This is a genomic window from Nocardia sp. NPDC003345, from assembly GCF_053589395.1.
Window position 1 is genome coordinate 1 of sequence record NZ_JBSFRU010000234.1, and the last position, 10,498, is coordinate 10,498.

At 67.5% G+C, this 10,498-nt stretch carries 11 protein-coding genes and 1 pseudogene; 6 read left to right on the forward strand and 6 right to left on the reverse strand.

Translation table 11 applies throughout. The features are described from left to right. Both ACWDU1_RS22580 and ACWDU1_RS22585 read left to right on the forward strand, forming a co-directional pair. Positions 1-785 (forward strand): annotated as a pseudogene (locus ACWDU1_RS22580) (molecular chaperone HtpG); the annotation flags it as partial. Positions 786-996: 211 nt separating this feature from the next. Next, on the forward strand, positions 997-1,602 hold the full coding sequence (locus ACWDU1_RS22585) for a hypothetical protein (protein ID WP_450001270.1): 606 nt from the start codon (positions 997-999) through the stop codon (positions 1,600-1,602). Between the two features lie 83 nt (positions 1,603-1,685). Here ACWDU1_RS22585 and ACWDU1_RS22590 read toward each other — a convergent pair whose 3' ends face one another. From ACWDU1_RS22590 to ACWDU1_RS22610, 5 genes are all read right to left on the reverse strand, one after another. Beyond that, a complete protein-coding gene (locus ACWDU1_RS22590; protein ID WP_450001271.1) occupies positions 1,686-2,453 on the reverse strand; it encodes an SDR family NAD(P)-dependent oxidoreductase in 768 nt (255 codons plus the stop codon). 110 nt (positions 2,454-2,563) lie between these two features. Beyond that, the gene (locus ACWDU1_RS22595) at positions 2,564-3,304 is read right to left on the reverse strand and encodes a TMEM165/GDT1 family protein (protein WP_450001273.1); all 741 of its coding nucleotides are present in this window, start codon (positions 3,302-3,304) and stop codon (positions 2,564-2,566) included. A gap of 484 nt (positions 3,305-3,788) precedes the next feature. After that, the gene (locus tag ACWDU1_RS22600) at positions 3,789-4,319 is read right to left on the reverse strand and encodes a peptidase (protein ID WP_450001275.1); all 531 of its coding nucleotides are present in this window, start codon (positions 4,317-4,319) and stop codon (positions 3,789-3,791) included. A gap of 182 nt (positions 4,320-4,501) precedes the next feature. Continuing rightward, positions 4,502-5,125, reverse strand: coding sequence for a superoxide dismutase (locus tag ACWDU1_RS22605; protein ID WP_450001277.1), 624 nt, complete (start codon positions 5,123-5,125; stop codon positions 4,502-4,504). Positions 5,126-5,350: 225 nt separating this feature from the next. Then, positions 5,351-5,989: a hypothetical protein gene (locus tag ACWDU1_RS22610; protein ID WP_450001279.1), complete on the reverse strand. Its 639-nt coding sequence runs from the start codon at positions 5,987-5,989 to the stop codon at positions 5,351-5,353. A gap of 481 nt (positions 5,990-6,470) precedes the next feature. Between ACWDU1_RS22610 and ACWDU1_RS22615 the strand changes: the two genes are divergently transcribed. The 4 genes from ACWDU1_RS22615 (at position 6,471) to ACWDU1_RS22630 (ending at position 9,674) form a co-directional block, all read left to right on the forward strand. Beyond that, the gene (locus ACWDU1_RS22615) at positions 6,471-6,830 is read left to right on the forward strand and encodes a rhodanese-like domain-containing protein (protein WP_450001280.1); all 360 of its coding nucleotides are present in this window, start codon (positions 6,471-6,473) and stop codon (positions 6,828-6,830) included. 81 nt (positions 6,831-6,911) lie between these two features. Further along, positions 6,912-7,898, forward strand: a complete 987-nt coding sequence (locus ACWDU1_RS22620; protein ID WP_450001281.1) for a DUF4328 domain-containing protein — start codon at positions 6,912-6,914, stop codon at positions 7,896-7,898. Next, on the forward strand, positions 7,895-8,680 hold the full coding sequence (locus ACWDU1_RS22625) for a glycerophosphodiester phosphodiesterase (RefSeq protein WP_450001283.1): 786 nt from the start codon (positions 7,895-7,897) through the stop codon (positions 8,678-8,680). The genes ACWDU1_RS22620 and ACWDU1_RS22625 overlap by 4 nt, the downstream gene beginning before the upstream one ends. Before the next feature lie 73 nt (positions 8,681-8,753). Beyond that, positions 8,754-9,674, forward strand: a complete 921-nt coding sequence (locus tag ACWDU1_RS22630) for a DUF5926 family protein (RefSeq protein WP_450001284.1) — start codon at positions 8,754-8,756, stop codon at positions 9,672-9,674. A gap of 276 nt (positions 9,675-9,950) precedes the next feature. Here ACWDU1_RS22630 and ACWDU1_RS22635 read toward each other — a convergent pair. Then, positions 9,951-10,498, reverse strand: a 548-nt coding sequence (locus ACWDU1_RS22635; protein WP_450001286.1) for a ferritin, incomplete at its 5' end; no start/stop codon positions are given.

Below are 10,498 nucleotides of genomic sequence, written 5' to 3' on the forward strand. Positions count from 1 at the left end.
AGGAATTCGGCCGGGTGCTCAAGGAGGGCCTGGTCTCCGATTACGACAATCAGGAGACCATTCTCGAGGTGTCCTCGTTCGCGTCCACGCATTCCGACACGGAGGCGACCACGCTGGCGCAGTACGTGGAGCGCATGCCCGAGGGCCAGGACGCGATCTACTACATGACCGGGGAATCCCGTGAGCAGGTGGAGAAGTCGCCGCATCTGGAGGCGTTCCGCGCCAAGGATCGCGAGGTGCTGATCCTGACCGATCCGGTCGACGAGATGTGGGTCGGGTCGGTACCGCAGTTCGACGGTAAGACGTTCCAGTCGATCGCCAAGGGCGAGGTCGATCTGGAGACCGAGGAGGAGAAGAAGGAATCCGAGGCCCTGCGCGAACAGCAGGACAAGGATTTCGCCGAGGTGCTGACCTGGCTGGGCAAGACCCTCGAGGGCAGCGTCAAGGAGGTCCGCCTGACCTCGCGCCTGACCAGTTCACCGGTCTGCCTGGTGGGTGATGTCTTCGATATGACCCCCATGCTGGAGCGGATGTACCGGGCCTCGGGCCAGGAATTGCCGCAGTTCAAGCGGATCCTGGAGCTGAATCCCACCCATCCGCTGGTCACCGGTCTGCGCGACGCCTACGACACCCGTAAGCAGGACGCCGATGAAGGCAAGGTCCCCGAACTGACCGAAACCGCCGAACTCCTCTACGGCACCGCGGTTCTCGCCGAGGGCGGCGAGCTGAAGGATCCGGCGAAGTTCGCCCAGATCCTCGCCGATCGGCTGACCCGCACCCTCTGATCCGGACAGCGGCCGCGGCGCCCGCCGCCGCGGCCGCTACCGAGTCGTGGGTGGATAAGCGAGCGAATTCTCGGGTGTCGCCGCGTATTCCGCTACGGCGCACCGTCGATCGGCCGCTCGTGAGTGCACGGACCTGCTCTTTGTAAGGAAATCGGCCACGCGGCGATAGTCCGGTGTAAGCGCGGTTCCGCGCTCGGATTGGAGATCGATCATGCCGACAGCTGTCCCAGGCGGCCGGAGCAGGCGCGATGCCGGGTTCCGGACCGCGTTCTTCGGCGCTGTGGTTTTCGCGCCGGTGCTGCTTATCGCCCCGGCCTACGCGGGACCGGATGCCGAAGCGTCGCCGGAGCCGGCCCAGAGCGTGCCCACTACACCACCGCCTTCGACTGTCACACCCGAGCCGCCCGCGCCGACCTCTGAGCCGCCGCAGCCGCCTACGACGACCCCGGAGCCTCCGCGGCTCCCGGCCGATTGTCCCGGCGGCATTCCGGCGCATGCCCCGCACTGCGTGCTGCCCGTCCCGCAGGACCCCTACGGTGCCGACGGCTACGACGCCTTCGGTTATGACCGCTCGGGGTACGACCGTTTCGGTTATGACCGCTCGGGTCATGACCGCTCCGGCTACGACCGCTCGGGTCACGACCGCTGGGGCTACGACCGCTGGGGCTATGACAGCTTCGGCTACAACCGTTCCGGGCTCGACAGCCAGGGCTACACCAGGCAGGGCTGCCGAGCCGACGGCGTCGACCGGGAATGGGCCGACCGGGCGGCCTGCGACAAGTGGCGGGCGAGGGTCCCGACCGGTAGCGCCGGATAGCGCCCGCCTCCAGGACGCCATACGACGAACGCCCGCCGCCCGGCTTGCGGCCGGGACGGCGGGCGTGGTCGTAGCAGTGCTTACTACCGCGGCGCCATACGCAGCGCGCCGTCCATGCGGATGGTCTCGCCGTTGAGGTAATCGTGCTCGACGATGTACTGCGAGAGCTGCGCGTACTCGTCCGGGCGGCCCAGGCGCGACGGGAACGGCACACCGGCCTCCAGGCCCTGGCGGTACTCCTCGGTGACACCGGCGAGCATCGGGGTGTCGATGATGCCGGGGGCGATGGTGTTGACCCGGATGCCGAACTGCGCGAGGTCACGCGCGGCCGGAACGGTCATACCGTGCACGCCGCCCTTGGAGGCGGAGTAGGCGATCTGGCCGATCTGGCCCTCGAACGCGGCGACCGAAGCGGTGTTGATGACCACACCGCGCTGGCCGGCCTCGTCGACGGCGTCGGTCTTGGCGATGGCGTCGGCGGCCAGGCGCATCACGTTGAAGGTGCCCAGCAGGTTGACGGTGATCACCGTGCGGAACAGCTCCAGATCGTGCGGGCCGTTCTTGGACAGGATGCGACCGGCCCAGCCGACCCCGGCGCAGTTGACCACGATCCGCAGCGGAGTGCCCGCTTCGACGACCTTGGCGACGGCGGCCTCGACCTCTTCGTGGCTGGTGACATCGGCGGCGAGCAGGGTGACCCCGTCGGGCACGTTATCGCCCGCGCGCTCGATCGACTGCGGTACGTCGAGCCCGAAGACGGTGGCGCCCAGATCGGCGAAACGCTTGGCGGTGGCGGCGCCCAGACCGGACGCGCCCCCGGTGACGATGGCGGCGGAACCCGAAATCTCCACGATGGTCCTCTCGTTCGTGACTGGCCAGTTGGCCTGACGTCAATTGCACCCTAACCCGTGAGTGCCCGGGGTTCGTGGACGGTCCCCTTGCGCATATCGGTGATCGATGCTTACCGCCGATCCTCCCATTGCGCCTCTTCGGCATCGGCCGGTTCCGCCCCGGTCAGAGGCAGGTTGCGGGTGCCGGACCGGCCGGATCGCAACCACAGGAAGGCTCCGGCGACCGCCGGTACGAGCAGGGCGAGAGCGATCGCGGCCGGGACGCCGAGGGCGGGTGCCGCGGTGGTGAGGCCGGTCAGGGCGCCGATGAAGAGGAACAGCAGCCCGGACCCGAAACCGATGGCCCGTTCGGGCAGATGCTTGCCGACCAGGATGCCGGCGGCGATGGCCAGCGCGTCCGCGGCGACCATGCCGATGGTGGAGCCGAGCCAGACCGCTGCCCAATTGTTGTCGGTGGCCAGCGCCGCGGTGGCGAACATGGTGCGGTCGCCGAGCTCGGCCAGCAGGAACGCGGACAGGACGACGAAGAACGGCGCGGCGGTGATCAGCCGCGAGGCCGGCGGTTCTTCGGCGTCGGAGCCGGCGGTGACGAGTTCGCGCAGCGTCCACACCCCGACCGCCAGGAAGGTCAGCGCGGCCACCACCGCGATCGTTGTGGTGGGCAACGCGGCACCGAGGAAATGACCGATCGCCACGGAGATCACATGCACCGAGGCGGTGGCCACGGCGATACCGCCCAGTACGACCCACCAGCGGTAGCGCAGGGCGAACGTCAAGGCCATGAGCTGGGACTTGTCACCCAATTCGGCCAGGAAAACGATGCCGATGGCGAGTCCGATGGTGGCGATCATCCGAGGGCTCCCGATCATCCGGTTCGCCGGCCGGATTCGGGGTCGTCTCCGGCCGACAACATGAACTGCTGTCTGCCGAAGGTCTCGCCCACCGGGATTTCCGGTTCACACGCCCGGACCCACCGCTGGTGGGTCAGTATGTCGACCGCGTGATTGGGGGCTACTCCCCTTCGCTGTCGGCAACACTACCGCATCGTCGGCTCATCGACAACGTCTACGATTTCAAATATGCACCGCGACAATATGTTTGGCGGCGCGCAGAGAAGGATTAGGGTACCCTGAAATATCGGGAAAGGGCTGCCGGAATTTCGTATCGGCATCGTCGTAGCAAACCGGTCCCGTGCAGGTGGCGGACTGGTTCGCACGGGCGCGGGGCGATCTGCAGGGGCGCGCCCGCACCGGCCGGAGACTTGTCCGGGGTGCGATTCGCGGTTCGTGACGCGGGTCGGGTCGGAGGACGGCGTGGGCGCTGGTCGACGGTGGCTCAGGCCGCTGCCAGGAGCATGGCGAGTACGGCGGTATCGGGATCGCTGATCGGATCCAGCCCGACCCGGCTTACCAGCGAGGTAACCGTGCCGTCGGCTTCCGCCTCGGCCCAGGCCGCGCGATGTTCGAGGCCGAGATGCGGTATCCCGGGCAGTAGGACGCATCCGGACGCCGCGCCGCTGCACTCCGGTAGTGACGGGCTGGTTTCCGCCGGCGGGTGCAGCATGAACAGAGCCGGCGGGATGTGTTCGGCGAAGCGTCCCGGCCGCACACCGTCCTCGCCCAGCACCGGGCCCTCGGAGATCACCAGACCGACCGTATCCGGCGCGGGATCGTCGGGTAGTTCCTCGCGGACCCCGAAGATCGTGGAAGTGGACAGCAGGCCCGGCATCGACGCCACCCGGACGGCCAGTACCAGCAGTTGGGACCATTCCTTGGTGGTATCGGGCCAGCGGCCCGATATGACGAATCCGCGCAGCGTGCCGGCGGCGTGGAACGGCGTGACCCCTATCGGAGCGTTGCTGCGCATAATGCCTCCCGTGCGTTACCGGGGGCGGCCCTGCCCGTCCTCGAACCTGTGAAAGAAGAGGATCGCGCAGAAGTGGTCTGGCACACAAGTACCAGAGAGTGCCAGACCGTGGGGCAGGCACGGAAAAACCCGCGGACGACGGTCCGCGGGTTCCGGTCGCGTGCTGCCCGGAGGGCAGGCGATCAGCCGAAGATGAGGCCCTTGGCCTGGCTGGTCGCCTTGGTGAAACGCTCCTGGACGTCCGCCCAGTTGACCACGTTCCAGAAGGCCTTCACGTAGTCCGCCTTCACGTTCTTGTACTGCAGGTAGAACGCGTGCTCCCACATATCGACCTGCAGCAGCGGGATGATGCCCAGCGGCACATTGGCCTGCTGGTCGTAGAGCTGGAAGGTGAGCAGCTTCTGGCCGAGGGTGTCGTAGCCGAGCACCGCCCAGCCCGAGCCCTGCAGGCCGTTGGCCGCGGCGGTGAACTGCGCGCGGAACTTGTCGAACGAGCCGAACTGGTCGTCGATGGCGGCGGCCAGATCGCCGACCGGCTTGTCGCCGCCGTTGGGGGAGAGATTCTTCCACCAGATGGAGTGGTTGACATGGCCGCCGAGGTGGAAGGCGAGGTTCTTCTCGAGCAAGAAGATGGCGCCGTGATCATCGGCATCGCGCGCGGCTTCGAGCTTCTCCAGCGCGGTGTTCACTCCGGCCACGTAGGTCGCGTGGTGCTTCGAGTGATGAATTTCGTTGATCTGCCCGGAGATATGCGGCTCCAGGGCGCCGTAGTCGTAATCCAGATCCGGCAGCGTGTATTCAGCCACGATGTCCCTTCCTTGTCGGGTCGAGCGCGTCCTTGTGCGGCATGCTCCCGACCATTCGTACACCCGAATGGTCCAACTCGCCCCGACACCCCACCATTCCACATCGGAGCGAACCGGACCATTTCTGCGCGAACTCTCAGGTGCCTACCCCGTCCTGCCGGATGCATGCGCCGCCGAGCCCGAAGGGATCGAAAAGAATCAGCGAGCGCGCTACCCGGTACTCGGCTACAGCGGTGGTGCGATGCCGGGATGGGTCGCGCGCGGGTCGCCCTTGTCGTGGGCGGCCCACCAGCGCTCGGAGCCCGACACCAGGTCCGGCAGCGGGATCGCGGTACCGTCCGAGCGGTGCGCGGTCACGGTGTCGAACCAGACCCGGATATCGAGTTCCCGCGGGTCGATACCCTCTTCCTGGGAGAACTCGAGGACGTGGCGGGCGATCCGGTTGTCGATAGTGGTATCGAAGCTGAGCAGTTCACTCCACAGCGTCCACCCGCTGTCGTCGAGGTCGATGAATTCCCAGCCGTGCAACCGGCTGCCGCCGAAACTGAACACCGCGGCACTCAGCCCGGACAGTTCCAGCGGAAGGACCCGCGGCTCCAGATCGTCCCACCGCTGCATCCGCAACGAAGCGGCAATTCTCGTGACGCCGTGGAACACCAGCCGGACCCGCGTCGGCTGGGTGGACGTGGCCGACCCGTCCGCCGCGATGCCCGGTATTTGCTCCGGCAGGCTGAGCACCTCGAGTTCGAGCTCTAGGCGTTTACCTTCGGAATCCACTTCCAGTCCCAGGCATCCGGCCTCCGACAGTGCTGTGTTGAGGCCGGTCGCGTCCAATCCGTCGAGTAACCCCCTGGTGGATGTCATGGCGCCAGATTACCGAGGTCAATAGCCGTATCTCGGGATTTTGCCGATTTGGAATCCCGATGGAACCGAAAGCGGGTGCCCGGCGTCCAATTGGTTATCGGGTCACGCAACGGGGCGTGGCCCGAGCCGGTGGCCGGGCGGTCGCTCCGGGATTTTTGGAGGGGAGTACCGGATCGATCGTTCGGGTCCACCGTTGCCGCAGGTCATCCCGTATATTCCGAGGGCTCTGGCATAATGGTGCGCTGAATGATAGCTGATATCAAGCACTCTGGCCGGAAGCTATGCGGAATGGTTATCAATCCGGGAACGAGCTCTGCCGATGTCCACGTTTCGCGGCACGCGGCGGCATCCGTTCAGCGAACATTCGGCCGTGTCGGGCGTGTCGTCGCGAGTCGCCCCCGAACCGGTGGATCGGTCGCCCGCGTCGCGGCTCCCACCGGAGCCGGGCAGGGGTCCGGGGGCTTATGGCAGGATCACAGGTGTGAGCTTCGGAGTCCCGTCGGTACCGGTCGAGTCCGTACCGGCAGAATTCGACCGTCCGCCCGGGGAAGCGGCGGCAGCCGTCCTGCTCGATGTGCGCGAGGACGACGAATGGCGGCTCGGTCATGCGCCCGGTGCCGTGCACATTCCGCTGTCCGATATCCCGGCCCGCTACGGCGAGCTGGATCCCGATGCCGAGTTGTACGTGGTGTGCCGTCAGGGTGGCCGGTCGCTCGAGGCCGTGAAGTATCTCGTGAACATCGGGTACGAGGCGGTGAACGTGGTGGGCGGAATGGTGGCCTGGCAGCAGACCGGCCGGCCGCTGACCGGCGAGGGTGACGAGCCCGCGAAGATCTACTGACGAAGAGCGAGGTGCGCGGTGAGTACGGTGGTGCAGCCTTGTGCCCGCTGCGGTACACGCTGGGCGGTGCAGGGATCACCGATGCACTGGTGCCCGCGTTGCCGTGGCGTGCTGCTGTCCCCGGGGCCGATCGACGCCCCGCCGGAGCGCCGTAACTATCGCTGGATCGCGCGGCGCCCCGGCCGGCCCGCGCGGCCGGGGCATCCCACGTCCGCCGGAGAGCGCGACACCGGTACGCCCCGCTACACCGAGATGCCCCGCTGGGGCCTGTACGACCGCCCCGCCGACGATCCGCTCGAACAGAAGCCGCGCCCCCTCACCACCCTGACCCGCTGGGCGTATACCGCGCTGTACGCCACCGCGCTGCTCTTCGGCGTCGCCGCGGTCGCGGAGCTGGGCCGCTACCTGCTACTCCTGCGCAATCGAACCCGGCTCATCGAACCGCCACTGCTCTGGTTCTCCGACGCGCTGGTGAACACCTCCGCGCTGTTCGCGCTGATCATGGCGCTGGTTTCGGCCGTCGCGACGCTCGGCTGGCTGATCGAGGTGCGCCGGGTACTCTTCGCCGCCCAGGGCCGCACCGACCCCAGATCGCCCCGTCTGCTCGCCCTGGGCTGCCTGGTACCGGTGGTGAATCTGGTCTTTCCCGGGGTATTCCTCACCGAAGTGGTAGCCGATCGGACCGATCCCCGCCCGCTGCGGGCCGTACGCATCTGGTGGGCGGTCTGGATCCTCGGCGGCCTGGTCGCGGTGGCGGCCCTTTTCTGGCGGGGTGCCGATTCGCTGCAGGCCGAGGCGGACGGGGTGCTGTTCACCGCGGCGACCGATGCCCTGGCGGCCGCGGTCGCGGTGCTCACGCTGTGGGTCATGCGCACGATCGAGGGTCGTGACCTGCGCGGAGCCGACCGTTTGGCCCGGCGCTGGGTGATCGCCGTGGACCCGGTCGAACCACTTATCGAACCGGTACATCCGGGGCCTGCCGCTACGGTGGGCACGGCGGCGGACGCCGGGACCGATGATTCCCGGGACGACGCCGATCGGGCACCACAGGAGGTTGCGGCCAAGTGAGCGAGGGCAGTGGCGAATCGGTCCAGGGCGGTCGCGCACCGTTCGTGGTCGCGCACCGGGGCTCCTCCGCGGCCCGCCCGGAGCACACCCTGGCGGCCTACGAACTCGCTCTGGAAGAGGGCGCCGACGGGGTGGAATGCGATGTCCGGCTCACCCGCGACGGTCATCTGGTCTGCGTGCACGATCGCACGGTGGACCGGACATCGAGCGGCAGCGGTCTGGTCAGCGAACTCACCCTGGCCGAATTGAAGGATCTGGACTTCGGGGACGGGAATCCGGCCGGGGTGCTGACGCTCAGCGAACTGATCGGCCTGGTGCTGGATTGGCGCAGCCGTCCGACCAAGCTGTTCATAGAGACCAAGCATCCGGTGCGCTACGGGTCGCTGGTGGAGAACAAGGTGCTGGCCGAACTGCAGCGGTTCGGTATCGCGACTCCGGCCTCGGCCGCGCATTCGCGCGCGGTGGTGATGTCGTTCGCCGCCACCGCGGTCTGGCGGATCCGCCGTGCCGCGCCGCTGCTGCCGACCGTTCTGCTCGGCGAATCTTCCCGCTACCTGGGCGGCAGCGCCGCCACCACGGTCGGTGCGACCGCGGTGGGGCCGTCGGTGAAAACCCTTCGGGATCATCCCGATCTGGTGGACAAGGCCGCGGCGGCCGGCCGGGCGACCTATTGCTGGACCGTCGACGAACCCGACGATATGCAGTTGTGTGCCGATCTCGGCGTGAGCTGGGTGGCCACCAACCATCCGGGCCGGGCCAAAGCCGTACTGGCCAATGGTTGACGGCGCACGCGTGAACACCCGAAATGTGTGGCCTGCGCTGGCCGGACGGTCCCGGCGTGTAACTTGACCAGCCGTGGGTAAGAGCAAACGCAATAGTCCGAAGCCCGGCGGCAACCGGGCCCAGCGCCTGGCCGAACGGCGGGCGGCGTTGCAGGAGGCCGAGCAGGCCGTGACCCGGCCCTTCGAGGGGCTGGCCGCCGAATGCGATCTGGTGGCACTGCGGGAGTTCGTGCCTTCGGCCACTGCCGAATTGACGCTCGCCGACCATATCGCCGCCGAGCGCGCGGTCACCCTGGCCACCGTGCTGCCGGGTGCGGTCTCGGCGCTGGTGCGCGCGGGCGACACCCCGACCGGCTACGTCGGTGTCCAGGTGCAGACGCCGAGTGCCGACCCGGGCGCCGATCTGGCGGCCTCGATCCTGTGGACCCAATCCGCCGAACCCGGTGAATCGCTGGCCGTCGCGCAGGCGGCGCCGGGCAGCCCGGCACTGTCGGATGTCATCGTGGCCGACGCGCCCTTGGCGCTGACGGTGCATCAGGATTTCGATTGGTGGGTTCCCGAGGGGGTGCAGCCCGATCCGCAGGTGGCGGCGACCATCGAGCAGGCCAAGGATGCGATCATGCCTTCGGATCGCCTGGATCTGGGCCCGGAGGCGATCGGTGCGCCCTGGTGGGTCGACGCGGGCGACAAGGCGCATCTGCGGTGGGTCCGGCCGGAATCAGAGGACGATCTGATGCTGGCCCTGGCCCGGTTGCACGCCGCCGGTGGACTGCATCTCGGTGAGGGCTCCCGTTTCGCGGGCTCGTTCCGCACCCACGGACTGCTCGTTCCGGTCTTCGATCTCGACCCGGAGCGGCATATGAGCGAATGGAGCGCTCCGGCAACGGAATTCGGCACCAGGCTGGCCGATGCGCTCGCGGTCGATACCCCCCTGACCTCCGATCAGCGGCGTTCCCGGGACGGCTTGAGGTCACGGCAGGTCACGCTTCGCTGAATAAATCGGAGGATTTTCCGAAAAACTCTTCTTTCTGAGGCCGATCTCGGCTAGGTTTCAGAGGTCGCCGTTTCTGGAACCCCCCGGCGACACCACGTCAGCCGACACAACGACCCGGCGCCGGCTGACGTACCGGAGCATCGGCCGCCCGACCTCGGCGCAGTAGGCCGGGACGGCCGATGCTCCCATCATCACCCGGGCACGACCCCGAATTCCCCGCCGGCCGGCCCAGTGCTTTTCGCACCGGCGCCGACGAGGTGGAGCCGTCAACCGAAATCAGATATGACCGCCGGCCACCGACGGTGCGCCCGAGGCGTACGAGGGATCATCGCTCATCTCCCGGGCGATGAACTCCTCGAGATCGAACAGGTTCGAACCCGCCCGCTCGGCAACGGTGAGCAGGGTGGTCATCTTCGCGACCTCTTCCACCTGTTCCTTCAGGAACCACTGCATGAACTGCTCGCCGAGGTAGTCACCCTCCTCGCGGGCCGTGCTGGCCAGCTGGACGATCTGATCGGTGACCGTCTTCTCCTGGGCCAGCGCCATCGCGATCGGCTCATGGGCGTTCTCGAACTTGGACTTCGCCGCGTCGATACCCGAGATATCGACGCTGATATCGCGATCCAGGAAGTACTGGACGATCATCATCGCGTGATTGCGCTCCTCGCGTGCCTGCGAGTAGAAGCGCTTCGCGAGCTGCGGGAGATCGGCATTGTCGTACCAGACGGCGATGGCGATGTACTGGTGCTCGGCATTGAACTCGTGCCGGATCTGATCATGCAGCAGACCGTGGAATTTGCTGCGCGGGCTTTCCGGATGATTGG